Here is a 21590-nt window from a genome sequence, read left to right as displayed (position 1 = left end):
CCCGATCATCCCCCCGTTTCGTCATCGGCTTCGGACCGCGCTGCGGCGGCGCCCGCGAGCACCGGCTCGGCGCCGCCCGTCCGGCGGCCGGCGGTGCGCTTCGGGCCGCCCTGGACCAGGTCGGCCACCACGATGCCGACCAGCTCGTGCTCGGCGTCCGCGCACGCCCCGGCCAGGCCGGCCAGCTCCCCCGCCGTCCAGCTGCCCGCGCTGAGCACCACCAGGGCGCCGGCCTCCTCGGCGCGGTCCGGGACCAGCGGGCGGGTGACCGGCACCCCGACCACCCGCAGCAGCGGATCGCTGCCCGCCTCCGCCGCCAGCCGGTCGGCGGCCCGGCGGGCCGGCTCGTCGCCCTCCGGGACGACCACCAACAGCCCGCGCGAGGGCGGCAGTTGCTCCCGGATCCGGGAGCAGACCCGCCGGTAGCGCAGCTGTCGGCCGGCCTCGTCGCCGGAGGCGTGCGGGGTCGGCAGGTCCCACCGGACGTCGGTGCCCAGCACCCGGCGGAGCAGACCGCGCGGGCCGCGTGCCGCCGGCCGCCGCGCGGCCCGCCCGCCGGGGACGTCGACGGTGCCGAGCAGTTCGGTGCCCAGCGCCGCGGCGATCTCCGGTTCGCTGCGCAGCCGACGGCTCATCCGGGCGGCCGTGAGGTGCCCGATCACGCCGAGCAGGAGGAACACCAGCGCGCCGGCCGCGACGAGTTGGATCCGGGTCGGCGGTGCCTGGCCGGTCGGCCGGGCCGCCGAGCCCATGACGACCATGTTGGCCTTGTTGGCGGCCGGGTCGACCTGGTCCAGCTTCTTGACGGCGTCCTGCAGCGCGGTGCGCAGCTTCTCCAGCTCGGTGCGGACCTGCACGCTCTCCACGGTCTGCCCCGGCCCGACCGAGTTGGCCAGGTCGGTGATGCGCTGGCCGGTCTGGACCACCAGCTGGCGCAGCTGCTCGGGCTGCGCCGCCCCGGGGTCGGTGCCGTCGCCCGCCATCCGCGCGGCGAAGCCGACGAACTGCTTGGCCAGCTGGTCGGCGAGCTGCTGGGCGCGCTCCGGGGTCTCGGCGGTGCCCGAGATCTTGATGATGTTCCCGTCCGCGGCGGTGGCGCTCACCCGGGTCTGCAGCTCGGTGCCGTTGACCCCGCTCCACTTGAGCGCGGCGGCCGCCCGGTCGACCACCACCGAACTGGTCGCGATCTCCGCCTGGGTCATCAGCTCCCGCTCCTGCCACACCCCCGGCAGCAGCACCGACGCCGAGGTGGTGTAGCTCGGCGGGAACAGCAGGGAGCTGCCGTAGCCCACCAGCGCCCCCACCACGGCGAGGACGGCGAGCAGCCGCCACCGCCGACGGAGGATCCGGCCGATCGTGACCAGGCGGATCGTGTCCTCGCTCAACGGCGCCGCCTTCTCCCCGTCCTGCCCCGGCCGCCCGCCGCCGGGGCGCCGTCACCGCAGGCGGCGGCGTAGGCGGCGAGCAGGGCCCGCTGGGAGTTCCGCCAGGCGAGCGGCCCGTTGATCCGTTCCTGCCCGACCTTGCCCATCAGGGCCCGCTTCTCCGGGTCGTCCATCAGCTGCGCGACCAGCCGGGCGAACGCGGACTCGTCGTTGGCGGGCGCGTAGACGGCGGCGTCCCCGGCGGAGACCCGGGCCTCCCGGAGGTCGAAGGAGACCATCGGGCGGCCCATCACCATGTACTCCAGGACCTTGTTCATGGTCGACACGTCGTTGAGCGGATTGCGCGGGTCCGGGGAGAGGCAGACGTCCGCGGTGGACAGGTAGCGCGCCAGGTCGGCGTCCGGTACCCGGCCGGTGAACTGCACCCGGTCGGCGAGTCCGAGCCGCCGGGACAGCTCGACCATCGCGTCGAAGGTGTCGCCGCCGCCCACGAACACCGCGTGCCAGTCGGTCCGCCCCTGCTCGTCGCGCAGCTTCGCCAGCGCCCGCAGGGCGTAGTCGACGCCGTCCTGCGGCCCCATCACGCCCAGGTAGCACAGCAGGTGGGGCTGTCCGCGCTTGAGCTCCGGCTCGGGCGGCACCGGGCGGAAGCGGGCGGTGTCGGGTGCGCTGCGCACCACGAAGACGGACTCCGGCCGCTTGCCGCCGCGGCGCAGCGCTACGTCCCGGTAGCTCTCGTTGGTGGCGAGCACGACGTCCGCGGCCCGGTAGGTCATCCGCTCCAGCGCGAACACGCCCCGGTAGAGCAGGTCCTCGCCGCGGTCGAAGCGGGAGAGGTACAGCTCGGGCACCAGGTCGTGCTGGTCGAAGACGAACCGCGCGCCGCGCCGTTTCAGCCACAGGGCGGGCAGGAACAGCAGGTCGGGCGGGTTGCAGGCGTGCACGACGTCGACCGGGCCGACCTTGCGGGCCAGCCGGGCGGTGTGCCAGAGCGCGCTGCCGTACTCCCGCAGGTAGCCGGCCGGGCCGCCGGTGGCCGCCCGGAGCGGGTAGCGGTGGATCCGCACCCCGTCGATGACGGCCTCCGGTTCGGTGTCCCGCTTGCTGCCCTGCGGGCAGATCACGTCCACCCGCCAGCCCGCGTCGCGCAGGGTCGTGCATTCCTGCCACACCCGCCGGTCGAACGGCACCGACAGGTTCTCCACCAGGATCAGCGCGCGGCGTCCCCGCCCGTCGCCGCCGACCGCCTCGTCGAACGCCGCGTCACCAGGCAAGGCCCACGTACCCCGGCTCGGTCCGGCGCCGCTCGGCGTCCGGAAGGTGGACGAGGTCGACGACCACCGCTGCGTCGCCGTGCGGCAGGGCCGACAGCACGGCCTCGTCCCTGGTCCCGACCACGCACACCTCGGCGTGCTCCAGCACCTCGGCGACGGAGGGCACCAGCAGCTGGGCCAGGTGCGGCAGCCGGTTCTCGATGTACTCCCGGTTCGCCCCGAGCAGCCGGGAGAGGTGCACGTTGGGGTCGTAGATCCGCAGGTCGTAGCCCTTGCCGAAGAGCCGCTCGGCGAGCTCGACCAGCGGGCTCTCCCGGAGGTCGTCGGTGCCGGGCTTGAAGGACAGGCCGAACAGGCCCACCCGGCGCTTCCCGGTGCGCTCGACCAGCTCCACCGCGCGCTGGAGGTGGTCGGCGTTGGAGGCCAGCACGTGCGAGAGGATCGGCACCGAGACGTCGGCCCGGTGCGCGGCGTGGACGAGGCTGCGCAGGTCCTTGGGCAGGCAGGAGCCGCCGAAGGCGAAGCCGGGCCGCAGGTAGGCGGGGCTGATGTTGAGCTTGCGGTCGGCCAGGAAGACGTCGACCACCTGGTGCGAGTCCACCCCGAGCGCCTGGCACACGGCGCCCAGCTCATTGGCGAAGCCGATCTTGAGGCCGTGGAAGGCGTTGTCCGCGTACTTGATCGCCTCGGCCACCGGGACGGGCACCCGGAACACCTCGCCGGGCAGGCCCTCGTAGAGCGCCGCGACCACGTCGCCGCTGGCCGCGTCGAGCTCGCCGATCACGGTCTTCGGCGGGTCGAAGAAGTCCCGCACGCTGGTGCCCTCGCGCAGGAACTCCGGGTTCACCGCGACCCCGACGTCCACCCCGGCGGTGCCGCCGAGGTGCTTCTCCAGGATCGGCACCAGCAGGTCGAGGCAGGTGCCCGGGAGCATGGTGCTGCGGAACACGACGGTGTGCCGCCCGCCCTTCTCGGCCGCCGCCGCACCGATCTGCTCGGTGACCCGCTCCAGGTAGGTGGTGCACAGGCTGCCGTTGGCCGCCGAGGGCGTGCCCACGCAGACCAGCGACACGTCGCTGCCCAGGATCGCCTCGCGGACGTCCGCGGTGGCGCGCAGCGCCCCGGACCGCACCACCCCGGCGATCAGCTCGCCGATCCGCTCCTCGACCACCGGGGCCCTGCCCTCGTTGACCAGGTCGACCTTCACCTGGTTGACGTCCACGCCGATCACCTCGTGACCGAGGCTGGCCAGGCACGCGGCCGACACGCAGCCCACGTAGCCGAGCCCCAGGACGCTGACCCTCATGACCCGTTCCTCCCCTCGGGCCGGCCCTCGCGGCCGACCGTCCGCGCGTCGTCGGAACGACGCCCCCCAGCAGTGGCCATCAGTACGGCAACGGCCATCAGTACGCCCCCTGCCCCTGGAGCACCGCACGCAGCGTCTTCCAGAGGATCACCGTGTCCAGGGCGAGCGACCAGTCCTCCACGTACCGCAGGTCCAGCCGGACCGCCTCCTCCCAGGGCAGGTCGCTGCGCCCGCTGATCTGCCACAGGCCGGTGAGCCCGGGCTTGACGAGCAGTCGCCGCCGGATGTCCGGGCCGTACGCGGCGGACTCCTCCGGCAGCGGCGGGCGCGGGCCGACCAGCGACATCGAGCCGGCCAGCACGTTGAGCAGCTGCGGCAGCTCGTCCAGCGAGTACCGGCGCAGCACTCCGCCGACCCTGGTCACCCGGGGGTCCCGGCGGAGCTTGAACAGCAGGCCGGCGCCCTCGTTGCGGTCGGCCAGCCCGGCCTTGGCGCGGTCCGCCCCGGCCACCATGGTGCGGAACTTGACCAGGGTGAACTGGCGACCGTCCTTGCCGACCCGGTGCTGCCGGTAGAACACGCCGCCGCGGCTGTCCAGGGCGACGAGCAGTCCGACGAGCAGCATCAGTGGCGAGAACAGCACCAGCAGGACCGCCGCGCCCAGCCGGTCGACGACCGCCTTGACCGCCCGCGGCCCGCCGGTGAAGGCGGGCATGCTGACCCGCAGCATCGGGATCCCGAGCACCGCGTCGACGTGCAGCCGCGGTCCGGCCACCTCCATCAGCACCGGCGCCACCACCATCTCGGCGTCGCCGCCCTCCAGGTTCCAGGCCAGCCGTTGCAGCCGGTCCGGCGACCAGTGCGGGTCCGGCGTGATCGCGACCACCCGGTAGCCGTCCCGCCGGACGTGGTTGGCGACGTCCGCCAGCCGGCCGACCACCGGCACGCCGTCCAGCCGGTCGCCGTTCGGCCCCAGCGCGTACGGCGTGCAGACCGCCTCCACCCGCCAGCCCAGGTGGGGGAACTTGCGGGTCCGGGCGATCAGGTCGCGCACGGTGGCCGGGCTCCCGGCGGCGAGCACCGGGCGCAGGCACCGTCCCCGGTTGCGCTGCTCGTGCAGCCACAGCCGCAGCAGGTACCGCTCCGTCATGGTGACGACCGTGATCGCCGGGATCGCGACGAAGATCCAGAGCCTGATGTTGTGCGAGGAGAGGGCGATCCCGCCGAGCGCCAGGACGACGGCCGCCGTGAACAGCGAACGGCCGAGTCGGCGGAATTCCTCCGCCCCCTGGCCGAGAACCGCCGGTGCCCACGCCCGGGTCGTCCCGAGTGCCCCCAGCACCAACAGTTCGGTGCCGAAGGCCAGAATTCCCCATTTCTCGTGCCAGTTGGCCGCGTCCCGGACCCCGAAGAAGCCGCCGATGGCCGCCACCACGAAGGCGGTCGCCACGGTATCGCTGATGATCACGGTACGGCGGTACTGCTGCTCCCAGTCGCTCTCGGACCGGCCGAATTTCCCGCTCCCCGGGCGGCGCACCCGGGCCGGCGCAAACCGGCCGACTAATTCCCCCTCCTTCTGCTCGACCGCTCCTGCTCCCGCCCCCGCCAGGCCGTCAGTGGGTTCGACGTGCTCGCTCCACACGGTTCCTCCCCCCGGGAGGCGGCTGCCCCCCGCACCTGATTCCTCCCCCCGGGAGGCCCTGCCTCCCGTGTCGCGCCGCTCCTGGCCGCGCACGGCAGCGCCGCCGGAAATGGCGGATCCGCCATTGCGGCGCTACGTGGACTTCCCACCGGGCGGCGGCAGACTGGTGCATCCTGCCGAATTCCCGGAGTGCGCGGGAAAACGTCGACGGTTGCTCTCCACACTCGGAACCTCTGCCCGGGCGTCGAGAACTGGACACCCCCCGCATACCGCCGGGAAACGCGACTACCGGCAGGCCGCGGCGGCCGATCCGTAGATCATCACGTGTCGCCCCTCACGCCCGATCGTGCGGCATGAAAATCAATGTAGAGCATCCGGGGCGCCCGATGAGGGGGATGTGTGAAACAGGTGCTCGAGATTTGAAATCATGCCCAACTGCCGGTGCCCGGGAGGGGGTTGCCGAACCGCCGGGACGCGTGCCGTGAGCTGTGCCGACGCACCTCCGACGCACCGCCGACGCACCTGCGACGCACCCGCCGCGAGCCCCGGCGGGCCGCCCCGGGCCGGGGTCCGCCGGGACCGGCGGGCGACACTTCCGGCCGTCCGGCCGCACCCCTGGGCACGGGCCGGTGGGTGCGGGCATGCTGAGGGGACGACCGATCCACGGGGCAAACCTGCTTCACCGTACGGGGGCTGACGATGAATCACAGTGAGGAACCTGCCGCGCGTCCGACCCGCCGCACCCTGCTCACCGCAGCCGGGGGCCTGGCCGCCGGACTCGCCGGGGCGGCCGCCACCGGCGCCGGGACGACGGCGGCCGCGGCGCAACCGGCGGCGGCACCGGAACAGGCGGCACCCGAGGAGGCGGCCGCGCACCGCGGCCCGGCACCCTTCGGCCCGGCCGCGGTGCACCCCGGCGACCCGCGCTACGAGAGCCTGTTGAAGGGCGACAACCAGCGCTTCGTCGGCCGCCCGGAGGAGATCCGGGTGGTCGGCAGCACCGAACAGGTGGTGCGGGCGGTCCAGGACGCGGTCCGCGACGGCCGGCGGATCGGCGTGCGCAGCGGCGGCCACTGCTTCGAGGACTTCACCGCCGACCCGGCGATCCGGCTGCTGCTGGACCTCTCACCCCTGGACGCGGTGGGCTACGACCCCGCGCGCCGGGCCTTCGAGGTGCGGCCGGGGGCCACCCTGGGCCGGGTGTACCGGACGCTGTTCAAGGGCTGGGGCGTCACCGTGCCGGCCGGCGGCTGCCCGGAGGTGGGCGCCGGCGGGCACCTGGTCGGCGGCGGGTACGGGCCGCTCTCCCGGCGCTACGGCTCGGTGGTGGACCACCTGTACGGCGTCGAGGTGGTGGTGGTCGACCGCGACGGCACCGCCCGCGCGGTGGTGGCCACCCGCGAGCCGGACGACCCGAACCGCGAGCTGTGGTGGGCGCACACCGGCGGGGGCGGCGGCAACTTCGGCGTGGTCACCCGGTACTGGCTGCGCTCGCCGCGGGCCGACGCCGAAGCCCGGTCGGCGGCGCCCGACCCGGGCCGCCTGCTGCCCCCGGCGCCCGCCCAGATGCTGGAGGCCCTGGTGGAGTGGACCTGGGACGTGGAGCACACCACCGAGCGGGCGTTCACCACCCTGCTGCGCAACTTCTGCGCCTGGCACGAACGCCACAGCGCCCCGGGCGCACCCGAGGCCGGGCTGTACGCCGTCCTGGAGCTCACCCACCGCGCGGCGGCCAGGTTCTCGATGGTGGTCCAGATCGACGCCGGGCTCCCCGGCGCGGCCGACCTGGTCAAGGACTTCGTCGGCCAGGTGAACGCCGGCACCGGCCTGGCCCTCGGCGGCGGCAGCGCGACCGTCCCCTGGCTCTACCCGATGACCTGGCCGGGCAACGGCGAGGCCGGCGACATCATCACCCGCCGCTACAAGGGCAAGGCCGGCTACCTCAGACGTTCCTTCACCGATGACCAACTCTCGTCGATCTACCGCCACTTGACCAATGACACCGGCACCGCCGGGTGCGGCATGCTGGTGGTCGGCTACGGCGGCCAGGTCCGCGCGGTGGAGCCGGGCGCCACCGCCGTGGCCCAGCGCGACGTGGTGATGAAGGCCGTCTACCACAGCGTCTGGGCCGAGGAGAAGGACGACGACGCCCACCTGTCCTGGGTGCGCGAGCTCTACCGCGAGGTCTACCGGGACACCGGCGGCGTGCCCGTCCCGGGTGCGGTGAGCGACGGGTCGTACATCAACTACCCGGACGTCGACCTCGCCGACCCGGCCTGGAACACCTCCGGGGTCCCCTGGCACACCCTCTACTACCGGGACAACTACCCGCGCCTGCAGCGGGCCAAGGCCCGCTGGGACCCGCGCGACGTGTTCCGGCACGCCCTCTCGGTGGAACTCCCCGAGTGACCGGCGGCCGTCGGGCCCGGCGGCCGGATCCCGCCGGCCGTCACGCGCCCGGCGGGTTCCGCGCCAGGTAGCGCAGGCCCTGCTTGAGGTAGGCCCGCGGGTTGGTGGTCAGGTGCCGGGCCCAGTCGGGCCTGGTCTCGCCGCGCCGGTGGGCGTAGCAGGCCAGCGCGTAGCCGAGCATCCGCTCGGACAGGTAGCCGAGCCGCGAGTACGACCAGCCGCGGTCGCTCCGCTTGAACTCGAAGGCGGAGTTGGCGGTGAAGACGCCGAGGCCGAAGTGCACCGTCAGCAGGTCGGTGAGCGGTTCGTGGTCGCGCCGGTCCGGGGAGATCCGCTGCTCGTCGAGGAGCCGGACGTGGCCCAGCTCGTGGGCGACGGTGGCGACCAGGGCGACCGGACGGGCGGCCTGGCGCTGGGCGACGGCGATCACCGGGCGCCCGTTCTCCCGCCGGTAGTGCCCGGCGGCGGAGCGGGAGCGGTGGTTGAGCCGGAGGCCGTCGACCATCGCCTGCTCGCCGTCGTCCGGCTCGATCTCGATGGTCAGACGGTTGGGCGGCACGTCCAGGTGGCCGCAGATCAGGGCGATCACCCCCCGGATGTCCTCCGCGGAGCCCCGGTACGCCCCGGGGAAGAACTCCGCCGTCGGCAGCACCGGGGCACGGTCCAGCACCCCGCGGCCGAACTCGGCCGCCAGCCAGGCCATCGACTCCTCGATCCAGACCCGTTCGTCCGGCTCCACCGGACACTTCGGCGCGAACAACGCCATCACACACCCCCCGGATGATCACGGACATGATGCACCAGGGCGGTGAACGGCGAGTGCCGGGAGCCGTCCGGATCGGACGGCCCCCGGCACACGGGCGAGGGGTGGGTCGGGGAGCTCCGGGAGCTCCGGGAGCTCAGGTCGAGAGGGCCTCCGGGCTCCGCCAGCTGACCGGGCGGGCCCCGTCCGGCGGACGGTCCACGACCGCCTGTCCGAACACCCGGTTGATCGAGGTGCCCATGTTCTGCGAGATGTCCGCACCGTAGACGTGCAGGGAGACCGCGCGCCCGGTGCCGCCGTTCGACACCCGGTGGATGTCCTCGTCGGGCGGCACCAGGAGCTGCACCCGGCCGGGCGAGCAGGTCGTCCGGGCGTACGGCGCCAGCACCCGGCGACCGGACCCGGGCAGCCGCCACAGCCGGAAGGCCTCGTCCACCTCGACGCCCTCCACCACGCCCGACACGCACCAGGCGATGTGGTCGTGGATCGGGGTGAACTGCCCGGGCAGCCAGGTCAGGGCGACCACGGAGTGGGTGGGTTCGGCGTGCAGCAGCCGCTGGGAGTAGCCCTCGGTGTCACCGGCGCACAGGTCCTCGGGGACGATGAGCCCGGCGCGCAGGTACTTGCGCAGGGTGTCCGCGGTGAGCTGGGCGGTCAGGACGTCGGCGGCGGCGTAGCGCGCGAGGTCGGCGAGGAACTCGTCGAGGTTGGATCCGGTGGCCACGGCTACCTCCCCACCCCGGTGAGCGCGCGGACCTCCAGCTCGGCGAAGCCGCGCCCGTCCGCGTCCTCGTCCCGGCGGCGGCGACCGCCGGCCAGCGAGCCGAGGACGGCGGCCGCGAAGCCGATCGGGATGGAGAGGACGCCCGGGTTCTGCAACGGCACCGGCGCCGTGGCGGTGCAGGAGATCAGCGCCGTGGCGTTGCCGACCTGCTTGCTGGACGCGTCCACCCCGCAGTCCTTCGCCTGGGCGGCCGTCAGCTTCACGGCGGGGACGGTGCTGCTCGCACCGCCCCAGCAGATCGGCGAGAGCAGCACCAGACCGATCGAGGCGACCAGCCCCGCGTAGATGCCGCACTTGGCGCCGAAGGTGGTGAAGCGCCTCCAGAACAGGGTCAGCAGGATCGCCGGCAGGTTGGCCGAGGCGGCGATGGCGAAGGCCAGGGCCACCAGGAACGCCACGTTGAGGTCCCGGGCGAAGATCGACAGGGCGACCGCGACCGCGCCGATCACCACGGCGGCGACCTTCGCGGTGACGAGTTCCTGCCGCTCGGTGGCCCGCCCCTTGCGGATCACGCTGGCGTACAGGTCATGGGCGAAGGAGGACGAGGAGGTCAGGGTGAGCCCGGCGACCACCGCGAGGATGGTGGCGAAGGCCACCGCCGCGATGAAGGCCAGCATCAGGGAGCCGCCGGTGGTGCCGGCGCCCCCGCCGAGGTGCTCGGCCAGCAGGGTGGCGGCGGTGTTGCCGGACGGGTCCTTCGCCTTGATCGTCGCCGTGCCGACCAGCGCGGCCGCGCCGAAGCCGAGCACCAGGGTCATCAGGTAGAAGACCCCGATGATGCCGATCGCCCAGTTCACCGACTTCCGCGCGTCGCGGCCGGTCGGCACGGTGTAGAAACGCACCAGCACGTGCGGCAGCGCCGCGGTGCCGAGCACCAGGGCCACCCCGAGGCTGACCAGGTCCAGCTTCGACCAGCCGTCCGTCGCCCCGTACTTGAGGCCGGGCCGGAGGAAGGCCTCACCCTTCTTGGAGGCCGAGGCGGCATCCCCGAGCAGGTGGCCGAGGTCGAAGCCGTACTTCGCCAGCACCCACACGGTCATCACGGCCGCGCCGGCGATCAGCAGCCCGGCCTTGACGATCTGCACCCAGGTGGTGCCCTTCATCCCGCCGACCACGACGTAGACGATCATCAGGGCGCCGACCCCGACGATGGTCCAGATCTGCGCGGAGGCGCCCTTGACGTCGAGCAGCTGGCCGACGATCGTCGCCGCGCCGACCATCTGCGCGATCAGGTAGAAGATCGACACCACGATGGTCGACACCCCGGCCGCGGTCCGCATCGGCCCGCTGCGCAACCGCGCCGCCAGCACGTCCGCCATGGTGAACCGGCCGGTGTTGCGCAGCAGTTCGGCCACCATCAGGAGCGCGACCAGCCAGGCCACCAGGAAGCCGATGGAGTAGAGGAAGCCGTCGTACCCGGAGAGCGCGATGATCCCCGCGATGCCGAGGAAGGACGCCGCGGACAGGTAGTCACCCGAGATCGCGATGCCGTTCTGCAGCGCGGAGAACTGGCCGCCGCCGGTGTAGAAGCCGCCGGTGCCCCGGGTGCTCCGCCGCGCCCAGAGGGTGATGACCAGGGTCACCGCCACCAGGGCGACGAACAGGCCGATGGTCAGGCCCTGGTGCGAGGCCTCCTGCGCGGTGCTGGTGGCGCCGGTGGTGGCGGCGGCGAGGGGAAGCTGCTCGGTCATGCCCGGCTCCCCGTCAGCTCGTGCTCGTCGCCCGGGAGGGCGGCCGCCGCCCTGCGCAGCTCCTCGGCCAGCGGGTCCAACCGCCGGGCGGCGAAGCGGCCGTAGGCCAGGGCGATGCCGAAGGTGGAGGCGAACTGCAGCAGCCCGAAGACCAGCGCCACGTTGATGTTCCCGACGACCTCGGCCGCCATGAAGCCGCGGGCGTAGGCCGAGCAGAGCACGTACGCCAGGAACCAGAGCAGGAACGCCGCCGTCACCGGGAAGACGAACCTGCGGTAGCTGGCGCGCAGTCGGGCGAAGCGCGGATCGTCGCCGATCCAGGGAGTGTCACCGCGCGACGGCGCGGCCGGGTCGATCATGGGAATCCTTCTGAGCGGTACGGAACGTGTCGAACGCACCGACCGTAGGATCCCCCGGTAGACGAGCGATCAACGCGCGTCCAGCAGCGCCGTCCGCCCGCTTCCACTCGGCGTCCGCCGGCGTCGACCGAGGCCCCTTGACGGCGGATCGCGCACCACCTAGCGTCGAGCTGATCCGATGATCAGCCCTTCACTCCACCGCCCGGACGGCTCGCAGCATGCCTTCTGACGAACCGGCTTCCCTCGCGTCAGCGGAAATCCCCGGGAACCGACCACCCGACACGTCCTATCGGGCGAGCATCGACTTCGTCTCCCCTCCGGCCCGGCGGGCCGACCTGGCGAACCCGGCGGACCGGGCGGAACGGGCGGACCGGGGCCGGTGCTTCCTCGGCATCAGCCTGGAGAACAGCACCTTCACCCCGGCCAAGCTCACCGCCATGATCCGCTGGATCACCGGGCGGTTCCCCCGCTGCACGGTCCTGGTCGGCGACAGCATCCACCGGCTCACCCTGGCCTCCACCCGGAACCTGCCCGAGGACGAAGCCCGCTCCCGGGCGCTGGCCCTGGGCGACCGCTTCATCGCCGACACCGGGGCGCTGTTCGCAGCCGAACGCGAACGGACCGAGTTCACCTTCCTGCGCTGCTCCGAAGTGCAGCGGTGGGAGCCCTACCCGGAGCTCCACCGCAGCCTCACCGACTACCACCGGACCGACCGGAAGTTCCGCGAGTCCGTCGAAGCGTTCGGCCGTCGCTACCACCGGAAGGCCTCCCCCCAGCTCACCCAGGCCGACCTGTGGAGGCGCGTCGAGACCTCCTCCCGGTACCTCCTGGAGGAACTGGCGATCTTCGGCTGCCTGGCGCGGGAGGACCACTCGGTCATGGTCTACCCCGGCTCGTTCAGCACCGTCTCCGAGATCACCGGCGGAGAACACCCCCACGCACCCGAGGAGTTGCTCGGGCTCACCGTCGTCTCGCTCTCCCTCCGACGGCGCTGACCGGTCGGCCGGGCAGGGGCCTCGGACCTCGCCCGCTCACCCTCCCGGGACCACGTTCGACAGCGGCAGGCCCTCGAAGAAGGCCACCGCCTCCTCCCGCCAGTACGGCCGCCAGCCCCGGGCTTCCGTGCGGGCCGCCTCCGCGCAGCGGCGCATGTCGGCGCGGAGCTTCCCGTCCACGCCCAGCAGCCGGGCCAGTTCGCGGACCCGCTCGACCGCGGCGGCCGGGCACTGCGGGTCGCCGAGCGCGGACTCCACCACGGCCCGCTGCGTCTCGTCCGCCGCGGCGAGCAGGGCGGTCACCGCGTAACTGCGGCGCCCCGCGCGGAGGTCGGCGCCGGTCGACTTGCCGGTGGCGTCCTCCTCGCCGAACAGGTCGAGGTAGTCGTCGCGCAGCTGGCCGCCGATGTCGACCAGGCTCGCGTACCGGCGCAGCCGCGCGTCGTGGCGGGCCACGTCCTCGCCGGCGGCCAGCAGGCCCAGCCGCAGCGGGGCGAGCACGGAGTACCGGGTGGACTTGTACTCGCAGACGGTGTGCAGGAACTCCTCGTCCGGGAGCGGCCGGAAGTCGCGTTCGAGGTCCACGATCTGGCCGGCGACCGTCTCGGCCCCCGCGTTCAGCTGGACCTCCAGCATCGCCTGGCGCAGTTCGGCGGGCACGTCCGCCTCCAGCAGGACCCGCATCGCGAGGAAGGCGGCGAGGTCCCCGGCCAGGACGGCCAGGCCGAGCGCGGTCCGCTCGGACTCCGGGAACTCCCGGCGGTAGGCGTAGTAGGTGGAGGGCCCGCCGCGGCGCACGGCCGCGTCGTCGATGATGTCGTCGTGGACGAGCCCGTGCGTCTGGAGCAGTTCGATGCTCAGCGCGGCCTCGGCCAGGCCGGGCACCGGGTCGGTGGTCACGAGCCGGGCCGCCTCGTACAGCAGCGCGACCCGCAGACGCTTGCCGCCGCGCAGCGAGAGGTCCCGGAGCAGTTCCAGGCAGCGCGGGGTGAAGCGGCTGAGCGGCGGGGTGTCGAGGCGCTCCGGCAGGGCGTCGAAGTAGGCCTCGAAACGGAGGTCGAAGCGGCGCCGGTGTCCGGCGGCCCGTTCGCGGGCGGCTGCCATGATCGTCTCGTTCACGCCGCCCACCTTCGCATTCGCCCGGGGCCGCCCGCACCACCGGGGTCCGGCGGCGGGGCGGGCCGCAGCGGCACTCGGGCGGCGGCCGGATTCATCTCAGCTGTCTTTCGGCCATCTGTGCGAAAGGTCTGGTCGTGACCGCGACACCCTCCTAGAGTGGCCGCGATCCTCCGCAAGTGACCTTTTCTTCACGCGGGTTCACCCGACCTTCACATCGGTCCACCGGCCCCGGCACGTTCAGCGCGCTCTGTTCCCACCGTCGAACCGAAAGGGCCGGGTCCGTGACGCAGGCGTTCCAGTCCCCCGGCTTCGCCGCCCTGGCGGCCGACCGCGCGGTCGAGACCCGGCTCGTCGAGGAGCGCTGGCAGGCGGTCGCCTGGGACCGGCGGACGGACCGCCGCCGGGTGGTCACCGACCGGCCCGAGGGCGTCCACCTGAGCGAGATCGAGCCGGACGGCGAGGCCATCTGGTGGTTCGACTCCGACGGCGCCGGGGAGGGCCGGTGGTGGCGCGAGCCGTTCACCGGCGGCGCGCGCGGCGCGGCCCTGCACGGCGTGCCGCCCGGCCGGGCCTACGGCGTGGCCTTCGACCGGACCGGCGCGCTCGCGGCCGTGGCCGTCGGGATCGGCGACGCCTCGCACTGCTACGTCGGACCGCCCGCGGGCGAGGCCCGGCCGATCGGTTCGGCGCCGGGGTACCTGGGCCTGGCCGACCTGTCACCGGACGGCCGACTGCTCGCCCTCGGCGGACGCCCCGACGGGGAGGACGCAGTGCTCCTGTGGCCGACGGCCGCGCCCTCGCACCTGACCGCGCACCTGCCGGCGGACAGCGCGCCCGACAGCGCGCCGGACGGTGCGACCCGGCTCGCCGGGAGCCCCCGACGGCGGCTCTGGCCGATCGAGTTCAACCCCCTCGCCGTGCGCGAACCCGAGCTCCTCCTGGTGATCGAGGAGGACGAGCGGTACTCCGTCGCGACCTGGCGGGCGGGCTCGGGCCTGCGAAGACACCGGGAGCTGTCGTTCGACTCGCAGATCTCGGCCGGCTGGTACCGGGGCCCGCACGAGGTGCTGATCCAGCACGAGCGGGCCGGCCGGAGCCGGCTGCTCCTCGCCGACCTCGGCCCATCGGCCGACCTCGGACCGTCCACGGCCCTCGAACCGCAGGCGGAACCGGCCCCGCCCGCGCCCGCCCGGGAGATCGGCACGCCCGGCGGCACCATCCACGACCTGTCCTGCGCCCCGGACGGCACCCTGCACTGCGTCTGGAGCCGGGAGTCCACCCCGCCCCGCCCGCTGGTCCTGCGCCCCGGCGCCGAGGTGCCGCACCGCCCCGCCCCGGACACCGCCCCGGACACCGCCCCGAACCAGGCTCCGGAGCGCGACGACGACACCCGCCGCAGCAGACGCTGGACGCCCCAGCCGTACGGACGGATCCACAGCTTCGTCAGCACCCCGACCGGGCCCGGCCCGTGGCCGACCCTCTTCCTGGTCCACGGCGGCCCCGCCACCCACGACCGGGACTCCTACGACCCCCGGGTGAACGCCCTGGTGCGCCACGGCTACGCGGTGGTGCGCACCAACTACCGCGGCTCCACCGGCTACGGCTCCGGCTGGCAGCACGACTACGGCCACCGGGTCGGCCTGGCCCAGATCGAGGACCTGGCCGCCGTCCGCGCCGAACTGGTCGCCGACGGCACGGCGCTCGCGGAACGCACCGGCCTCTGCGGATTCTCCTGGGGCGGCTACCTGACCCTCCTCGCGCTGGGCGCGCAACCCGAGCTGTGGACGCTCGGCATGGCCGCCCAGCCGATCGCGGACTACCCCGCCACCTACCGCACCACCACCCCCGCCCTGCGCGAGGTCGACCGCCAGCTCTTCGGCGGCACCCCGGACGAGGTCCCCGAGCGCTACCGCGCGGCCGACCCTCGCGCGTACGTGCACCGGGTCCGCTCGCCCGTCCTGCTGATCGCCTCGCGGACCGACGAGCGCTGCCCGCCCGAACAGGTCGACCGGTACGCCGCGGACCTGCGCCGGCTGGCGGTCCCGCACGAGCTGCTCCGGGTGGACGGCGGCCACTACAGCCGCCGGACCGCCGACCACCGATCGGTGCTGGAGGCGATGGTCCGGTTCGCCGGGCGCGCCTGGCCGGCACCGCTCCCCCGGACACCCCGGGGCGACCGCCCCGGGGCACCCACCGATCCGATGGAAGGAGGTGAACAGCCATGAAGCGACGCAGCATCCAGAACGACCCGATCGGCACCCCGGAGCGTGACCGGGGCGCCGTGGTGGTCCAGAACTTCTCGCTCGACATCACCAAGGCCGCAGCGGTCGCGCCTGCCCTCAAGGGGCAGCCGAAGCCGAAGCCGGAGCAGAAGGACAAGTGACCGACCGTCGCTCCGGGGCACCCTCGGCGCCCCGGAGCGACACCCGCCGACCGTCCCGTGACCGCCCTCACTGCCCTCGACCGCCATCTACCGCCCTCGACCGACAGAAGTGGCCACCATGCGTATCGTCCTGCTGCACATGCCCTGGGGTGCGATCGACGTGCCCTCGCTGGCCCTCGGGATCCTGCACACGGCCGCCGCCCGGGCCGGGCACGCGACCGAAGTGCGGTACGCCAACCTGGACTTCGTGGACTGGGCCGCCGGGGCCACGGGTTTCGGCGTGGACGACTACCAGTACTTCTCCGAGAAGTCGTACTTCCAGGGTGCGGGCGACTGGGCCTTCGCCGGCGCGCTGTACGACGACGGGAACGGCGGCGGCCCTGACGGCGACCGCGACGGCTCCGCCGACTACTTCGACTACCTGGCCGCCAACGGCGCGAGCCCGCAGGAGATCGCCCTGACCCGGACCGTCCGGGCCCTCGCCCCCGCGTTCATCGCCCGGCTGGTCGACGAACTCGCCGCCGACCCACCGGACCTGGTCGGCTTCACCACCACCTTCCAGCAGAACACGGCCAGCCTCGCCGCCGCGAAGCTGCTCAAGCAGCGCTGCCCCCAGGTGCGCACGGTCTTCGGCGGCGCGAACTGCGACGGTCCGCAGGGCGCCGCGCTGCACCGCAACTTCCCCTTCCTGGACTACGTGGTGCGCGGCGAGGGCGAGGCCGCCTTCCCCGCCCTGCTGGCGGGCGACGACCCCGCCGGCGTGCCCGGCCTGTGCTGGCGCGACGCCGACGGGAGGTCGACGGCCAACCCGATGGCGGAGCGGCCGCTGCCGCCCGCCGCGATCCTCACACCCCGCTACGACGGCTTCTTCGAGCGGCTCGACGCCTCCGTCGCGGCCGGCTGGGTCGACCCCAAGCTGGTCCTCGAAGGCTCCCGCGGCTGCTGGTGGGGCGAGAAGCACCACTGCACCTTCTGCGGGCTCAACGGGTCCTCGATGGCGTTCCGCTCCAAACCGCCGGCCGACTTCCTCGCCGAGGTGCTCACCCTCGCCGAGCGCCACCAGCTGCTGGACGTCTACGTGGTCGACAACATCCTGGACATGGGCTACTTCGACACCGTCCTGAGATCGCTGGCCGAACTCCCGGTCGACCTGCGGCTGCACTTCGAGATCAAGGCCAACCTGCGCCGCCACCAGTTCCAGCTGCTCGGCGACTCGGGCGCGGCCCAGGTGCAGCCCGGCATCGAGAACCTGAGCACCCGGGTGCTGCGGATCATGGACAAGGGGGTGACCGGCTGCCAGAACGTCCGTGCGCTGCGGGACGCGCAGAGCGCCGGGGTCTCGGTCACCTGGAACTACCTCTACGGCTTCCCGGGCGAGCAGCCGGACGACTACGAGTCGGTGATCCGCCAGCTCCCCGTGCTGCACCACCTCGACCCGCCGACCGGAGCGGGACGGATCGCCATCGAGCGGTTCAGCCCGTACTTCGACCGCCCCGAGCTGGGCTTCGCGATCACCCGGCCGGCCCTCCAGTACCGCGCCACCTACCGCCTGCCCGAGAGCGAACTCAACGAGCTGGCCTACGTGTTCAGCGCTCCGCCGCGCGGGATCGGCGGCGACCTCGCGGAACGGCTGAGCACGGCGGTGGACACCTGGCTCGCGCGGTTCCCCGACAGCCGGCTCAGCTACCGGGACGCGGGCGCACGGATCGTACTCGTCAACACCCGCCCCGGGTACGACTGGCGGGCCGTCGAACTGACCGATCCGGTGGAGCTCGCGGTCTTCCGACTCCTCGACCGGCCCCGCTCGGCCACCGCGCTGGCCGCCAAGGTCCCCGGCGGCGCGGCGGCGGTCACGCCGGTGCTGGAGCGCTTCACCGCACTGGGCCTGCTGTTCCACGACGGCGACGGCTACCTCCAGGTCGCCGTCGAGTCCGACAACCAGGTGCTGATGCGGATGCGGCACCGGCACGGACCCGAATCCGAAGCCGTGATCCACCCCCACACCTCGCCCCGTACCCGCACCGAGGAGGTGCCCGATGCCGTCCCGATCGGCTGAACGGACCGGGCGGCACGGTGGTGGCGCCGCCGCCTGGCGCGCGGGCGCCCCGGAGGTCGAGCTCTGGCTCGACTACGACCCCGCCGTACGGGAGTTGCCGGGCTTCGCACTCGGCCGCCGCACCCTGACCGGCCCGGCACAGGCGGAGGTCACCGAACTGCACCGGGCCGGGGTCCGCTGCCTGCGGCTGACCGAACCGGTGCGGCTGTGCGCGGACGCGCCGGCCGCCTCCGCCCGGGCGCTGATGCTGCTGCGCGAGGCGACCGGGCAGGGCCTGGCGGTGCTCTGGCGGGCGGTCTGCCCGGACGGCTGCGCGGCGCAGCGCCGGTTCCACCACCTCTACCCACCGGAGCGGTTGACCGGTGTCCCGCAGGAGGTGCTCGCCGACTGGCGCGCCACGTACTTCCCGAGCAAGTGCGTGCTCCGGCGGGGCCCCGGCTTCGTCGAGGTGCGGGACCGCCGGTTCGGCACGCTGGAGCTGTTCACCATCGACGAACCGGGCCACCTGGCCCAGTTGGAGGCGCTGTCCGAGGGCGTCGAGGTCGACCGGCTGCCGGACGCCGTCCACCGGGACCTCACCGAGGCCGGTCTGATCGCCGAACAGGCGGGCCGTGCCTGGCTCCTGCCGATGCGGGTGCGCCGCTGGCCGTTCCCGTCGCTGACGGTCTGACGGCCTTCACCCACCGCACGGCCGCCCAGCCACCCCGCTTCCCAGCCGCACGAGTTCCGAGCCCGAGGAGAGAGCCATGACCACCGCGGTCGACGACGACGCCGCAGCCCGGATGGCCGCCTTCATCCGCGACCCCTACCCCACGCTCGCCCGGATCCGCGAGGCCGGCGCGGTCTCCGTCGTGGAGTTCGGCGAGGGGCTGCCGGTCTACCTGGTGACGCGCTACCAGGACGTCCGGGCCGCGTTGACGGATCCGCGCTTCGGGCAGGACGTCCGCCGCAGCCAGGCCATCGCGAGCGGGCGCGGCGCCGGGCTGACGCTCGGCTCCGAGGTCGTCCACATGCTCAACAGCGATCCGCCGGACCACACCCGGCTGCGCCGCCTGATCCAGGGCGTCTTCACCCGCCGACGGGTCGACGAGATGCGGCCGCTGGTCGAGCGCACCGCCGACGGCCTGCTGGACGGGCTGCGCGGCCGGGGGACCGCCGACCTGATCACGGACTTCGCCTTCCCGCTGCCCATCATGATCATCTGCGAGCTGCTCGGCTTCCCCCCGGAGGACATGCAGGCCTTCCGCACCTGGTCGACGGCGATCCTCACCCAGGGCGGCGACCTGACGTTCGCCCAGGCGACCGAGGAACTGAACGACTACCTGCGGGAGTTGATGGCAGCCCGGCGGGCATCGCCGAAGGCCGACATCCTCACCGACCTGGTGCAGGCCAGGGACGCCGGCGAACTCACCGAACGGGAGGTGTTCTCGATGGTCTTCCTGCTGCTGATCGGCGGCCACGAGACCACCGTCAACCTGCTCGGCACCGCCACCCTGGCGCTGCTCCACCACCCCGACCAGCTCGCCCGGCTCCGCGCCGACCCGGCGTCGATGCCGGTCGCCGTCGACGAGTTCCTCCGCTACGAATCCCCGGTCAGCATGGCCACGTTGAGGTTCACCAACGCCGACGTGATGGTCGACGACGTGGAGATCCCGGCGGACGAACTGGTACTGCTCTCGCTCGGCGCGGCCAACCGGGACCCGGCCCGCTTCACCGACCCCGACCGGCTGATCCTGGACCGGGGCGACCCCGGCCACCTGGCCTTCGGACAGGGCCTGCACCGCTGCCTCGGCTCCTTCCTCGGCAGGCTGGAGAGCGAGGTCGCACTCACCGGCCTGCTGTCGCGCTTCACCCGGATCGAGCTGGCCACCACCGAGGAGACCCTGCCCTGGCGCAACACGATCATGTTGCGCGGCCTGGAGTCGCTGCCGGTGTCGCTCGATGGCTAGCAGCACCGGCACGAGCGGCGACGGGCACGGCGGCGCGGAAGCGGACGGCCGTACGGAGCCGGGCAGCCGTACGGAAGCGGACGGCCGTACGGAGCCGGGCGGCCGTACGGAAGCAGACGGCCGCGCCGAACCGGCCCGCGCCGCAGCGCTGTTGCGGTTCCGCCCCCGGTTCGGCCTGGCGCCGCTGCGCGCCCGCGGCTTCCGGCTGCTGGTGATCGGGCAGGCCACCTCGGAGTTCGGCAACGCCTTCCAGGTGGTCGCCCTGCCGCTGCTGGTCTACTCCCTCGCCGGCGGCGCCCGCCAACTGAGCCTGGTGGTGGCCGCCTACGGCGCGGGCCGGCTGGCCGCCACCCCGCTCGGCGGGATGCTCGCCGACCGGTTCGGCGCCCGGCGGGTGATGCTGGCCGCCGATCTCGGCCGGCTGCTCGCCACCACCGCCCTGTGCGCGGTGGCCGCCGTCGGGGTGGCGGACTTCCGGCTGATCGGCGGGCTGGCGCTGCTGGTCGGCCTCGGCGCCGGGGTGTTCCTGCCGGCCGCCTGGGCGATCACCCCGACCCTGCTGCCCGCCGCGGACCTGCACGCGGGCAACGCGCTGAACAGCACGGTCACCTTCGGCGCCGGCCTGCTCGGCCCGGCGCTGGCCGGCCCGCTGGTGGCCTGGCTGGACCCGGCCGCCGCGCTGGGCCTGGACGCGGCGACCTTCGCCGTGTCGGCGGCCACGCTGCTGCTGATCGGTCGCGGCAGCCCGGTCGCCCCGCCCGGCCCGATTTCCGAACGCGCCTCCGTCCCAAGGAACTTCCGCGCCCTGCTGCGGGAGTCGCCGCTGCTGCGCGCGGTGCTCACGGTGACGGTGATCGCCAACCTGACGGTGGGCGGCGCCACCCGGGTCGCCCTGCCGACCCTGGCCACCCACGGCTTCGGCGCCGGCGCCGTCGGGCTCGGCCTGCTGCTGGCCGCCTTCACCGGCGGCGCGCTGGTCGGCGGCCTGTTCGCGGCCGGCCTCACCGAACTGCGCTCGCGCGGCCGTACGGCGATGCTGTCCGGCCTGGTGATGGGTGCGGCGATCGGCCTGGTGCCGTTCACCGGCCTGGTCGGCGCCGTGCTGCTGCTCTTCCTGGCCGGCGGCGCCAGCACGGTGACCAACGTCCTGGTCGTCACCGGCGTGCAGCGGGGCACCCCGCCCGCACTGCTGGCCCGGGTCATGGCGGCGATCACCTTCTGTGCCCTGGGGGTCTTCCCGCTCTCGGTGATCGCGGCCGGCGCGGCCGTGGACGCCTTCGGGGCCCGCGGGGTGTTCGCGACGACCGGACTGTGCCTGACCGGCGCGTTCGGCTACGCGCTGACCAGGCGCGTGATCCGCGAACTGTGACGCCGTGGCGTCGGCGGAGGATTTGACTCCGCCGACGATCACCACGCATAGTGCCCGCATGGCTGGTTACCTCGTTTCGCGCAGGCACATCGACCTGCGCCGTGTG

The 21590-nt window shown here is 73.7% G+C and carries 17 protein-coding genes; 8 read left to right on the top strand and 9 right to left on the bottom strand.

The features are described 5' to 3' along the window. Positions 1-5: 5 nt before the first annotated feature. The 4 genes from ACZ58X_RS22920 to ACZ58X_RS22905 all read right to left on the bottom strand — a co-directional run bounded on the left by ACZ58X_RS22920 (position 6) and on the right by ACZ58X_RS22905 (position 5574). A complete protein-coding gene (locus ACZ58X_RS22920; protein WP_470335460.1) occupies positions 6-1385 on the bottom strand; it encodes a Wzz/FepE/Etk N-terminal domain-containing protein in 1380 nt (459 codons plus the stop codon). Then, entirely contained in the window at positions 1382-2659 is a 1278-nt protein-coding gene (locus ACZ58X_RS22915; RefSeq protein ID WP_470335459.1) for a glycosyltransferase family 4 protein, read from the bottom strand. The genes ACZ58X_RS22920 and ACZ58X_RS22915 overlap by 4 nt, the downstream gene beginning before the upstream one ends. Continuing rightward, a complete protein-coding gene (locus ACZ58X_RS22910) occupies positions 2649-3965 on the bottom strand; it encodes a nucleotide sugar dehydrogenase (protein ID WP_470335458.1) in 1317 nt (438 codons plus the stop codon). Before ACZ58X_RS22910 ends, ACZ58X_RS22915 begins: the two co-directional genes overlap by 11 nt. Positions 3966-4062: 97 nt before the next feature. Next, on the bottom strand, positions 4063-5574 hold the full coding sequence (locus ACZ58X_RS22905; RefSeq protein ID WP_470335501.1) for a sugar transferase: 1512 nt from the start codon (positions 5572-5574) through the stop codon (positions 4063-4065). Positions 5575-6306: 732 nt separating this feature from the next. Between ACZ58X_RS22905 and ACZ58X_RS22900 the strand changes: the two genes are divergently transcribed. Then, positions 6307-8016, top strand: coding sequence for an FAD-binding oxidoreductase (locus tag ACZ58X_RS22900; protein WP_470335457.1), 1710 nt, complete (start codon positions 6307-6309; stop codon positions 8014-8016). Positions 8017-8056: 40 nt separating this feature from the next. Here the strand turns inward: ACZ58X_RS22900 and ACZ58X_RS22895 are convergent, their stop codons facing one another. The 4 genes from ACZ58X_RS22895 to ACZ58X_RS22880 all read right to left on the bottom strand — a co-directional run bounded on the left by ACZ58X_RS22895 (position 8057) and on the right by ACZ58X_RS22880 (position 11613). Beyond that, positions 8057-8782, bottom strand: coding sequence for a hypothetical protein (locus tag ACZ58X_RS22895; RefSeq protein WP_470335456.1), 726 nt, complete (start codon positions 8780-8782; stop codon positions 8057-8059). Positions 8783-8915: 133 nt separating this feature from the next. Further along, positions 8916-9503 carry a cysteine dioxygenase family protein gene (locus ACZ58X_RS22890; RefSeq protein WP_470335455.1) on the bottom strand — a complete coding sequence of 196 codons (588 nt, stop codon included), beginning with the start codon at positions 9501-9503 and terminating at the stop codon, positions 8916-8918. Positions 9504-9505: 2 nt separating this feature from the next. Further along, positions 9506-11254: a solute symporter family protein gene (locus tag ACZ58X_RS22885; RefSeq protein ID WP_470335454.1), complete on the bottom strand. Its 1749-nt coding sequence runs from the start codon at positions 11252-11254 to the stop codon at positions 9506-9508. Further along, positions 11251-11613, bottom strand: a complete 363-nt coding sequence (locus ACZ58X_RS22880) for a DUF485 domain-containing protein (protein WP_360232493.1) — start codon at positions 11611-11613, stop codon at positions 11251-11253. The genes ACZ58X_RS22885 and ACZ58X_RS22880 overlap by 4 nt, the downstream gene beginning before the upstream one ends. 218 nt (positions 11614-11831) lie before the next feature. Between ACZ58X_RS22880 and ACZ58X_RS22875 the strand changes: the two genes are divergently transcribed. Further along, complete coding sequence (locus ACZ58X_RS22875) at positions 11832-12608, top strand: tRNA-dependent cyclodipeptide synthase (RefSeq protein WP_470335453.1); 777 nt, start codon at positions 11832-11834, stop codon at positions 12606-12608. A gap of 36 nt (positions 12609-12644) precedes the next feature. Here the strand turns inward: ACZ58X_RS22875 and ACZ58X_RS22870 are convergent, their stop codons facing one another. Next, the gene (locus ACZ58X_RS22870) at positions 12645-13712 is read right to left on the bottom strand and encodes a polyprenyl synthetase family protein (protein WP_470335500.1); all 1068 of its coding nucleotides are present in this window, start codon (positions 13710-13712) and stop codon (positions 12645-12647) included. Between the two features lie 296 nt (positions 13713-14008). Here ACZ58X_RS22870 and ACZ58X_RS22865 point away from each other — a divergent pair, with 296 nt between their 5' ends. From ACZ58X_RS22865 to ACZ58X_RS22840, 6 genes are all read left to right on the top strand, one after another. Next, on the top strand, positions 14009-15952 hold the full coding sequence (locus ACZ58X_RS22865; protein WP_470335452.1) for an alpha/beta hydrolase family protein: 1944 nt from the start codon (positions 14009-14011) through the stop codon (positions 15950-15952). Further along, positions 15949-16110 (top strand): hypothetical protein, encoded by a 162-nt coding sequence (locus ACZ58X_RS22860; protein ID WP_470335451.1) that lies wholly within the window; start codon positions 15949-15951, stop codon positions 16108-16110. The genes ACZ58X_RS22865 and ACZ58X_RS22860 overlap by 4 nt, the downstream gene beginning before the upstream one ends. Before the next feature lie 118 nt (positions 16111-16228). Then, the gene (locus tag ACZ58X_RS22855) at positions 16229-18166 is read left to right on the top strand and encodes a RiPP maturation radical SAM C-methyltransferase (protein ID WP_470335450.1); all 1938 of its coding nucleotides are present in this window, start codon (positions 16229-16231) and stop codon (positions 18164-18166) included. Then, positions 18147-18836 (top strand): DUF5825 family protein, encoded by a 690-nt coding sequence (locus ACZ58X_RS22850; RefSeq protein ID WP_470335449.1) that lies wholly within the window; start codon positions 18147-18149, stop codon positions 18834-18836. The genes ACZ58X_RS22855 and ACZ58X_RS22850 overlap by 20 nt, the downstream gene beginning before the upstream one ends. A gap of 76 nt (positions 18837-18912) precedes the next feature. Continuing rightward, complete coding sequence (locus tag ACZ58X_RS22845) at positions 18913-20115, top strand: cytochrome P450 family protein (protein WP_470335448.1); 1203 nt, start codon at positions 18913-18915, stop codon at positions 20113-20115. Next, positions 20108-21484: an MFS transporter gene (locus ACZ58X_RS22840; RefSeq protein ID WP_470335447.1), complete on the top strand. Its 1377-nt coding sequence runs from the start codon at positions 20108-20110 to the stop codon at positions 21482-21484. The genes ACZ58X_RS22845 and ACZ58X_RS22840 overlap by 8 nt, the downstream gene beginning before the upstream one ends. Positions 21485-21590: the final 106 nt, after the last annotated feature.

The organism is Kitasatospora sp. NPDC040550, from assembly GCF_055594965.1.
This window is presented reverse-complemented; position numbering and strand designations above follow the sequence as displayed.

Coding starts and splice junctions, on each gene's coding strand:
- ACZ58X_RS22910 (WP_470335458.1), bottom strand. CDS start 3,965: ATGAGGGTCAGCGTCCTGGGGCTCGGCTACGTGGGCTGCGTGTCGGCC.
- ACZ58X_RS22900 (WP_470335457.1), top strand. CDS start 6,307: ATGAATCACAGTGAGGAACCTGCCGCGCGTCCGACCCGCCGCACCCTG.
- ACZ58X_RS22895 (WP_470335456.1), bottom strand. CDS start 8,782: ATGGCGTTGTTCGCGCCGAAGTGTCCGGTGGAGCCGGACGAACGGGTC.
- ACZ58X_RS22885 (WP_470335454.1), bottom strand. CDS start 11,254: ATGACCGAGCAGCTTCCCCTCGCCGCCGCCACCACCGGCGCCACCAGC.
- ACZ58X_RS22880 (WP_360232493.1), bottom strand. CDS start 11,613: ATGATCGACCCGGCCGCGCCGTCGCGCGGTGACACTCCCTGGATCGGC.
- ACZ58X_RS22875 (WP_470335453.1), top strand. CDS start 11,832: ATGCCTTCTGACGAACCGGCTTCCCTCGCGTCAGCGGAAATCCCCGGG.
- ACZ58X_RS22870 (WP_470335500.1), bottom strand. CDS start 13,712: ATGGCAGCCGCCCGCGAACGGGCCGCCGGACACCGGCGCCGCTTCGAC.
- ACZ58X_RS22860 (WP_470335451.1), top strand. CDS start 15,949: ATGAAGCGACGCAGCATCCAGAACGACCCGATCGGCACCCCGGAGCGT.
- ACZ58X_RS22855 (WP_470335450.1), top strand. CDS start 16,229: ATGCGTATCGTCCTGCTGCACATGCCCTGGGGTGCGATCGACGTGCCC.
- ACZ58X_RS22850 (WP_470335449.1), top strand. CDS start 18,147: ATGCCGTCCCGATCGGCTGAACGGACCGGGCGGCACGGTGGTGGCGCC.
- ACZ58X_RS22845 (WP_470335448.1), top strand. CDS start 18,913: ATGACCACCGCGGTCGACGACGACGCCGCAGCCCGGATGGCCGCCTTC.
- ACZ58X_RS22840 (WP_470335447.1), top strand. CDS start 20,108: ATGGCTAGCAGCACCGGCACGAGCGGCGACGGGCACGGCGGCGCGGAA.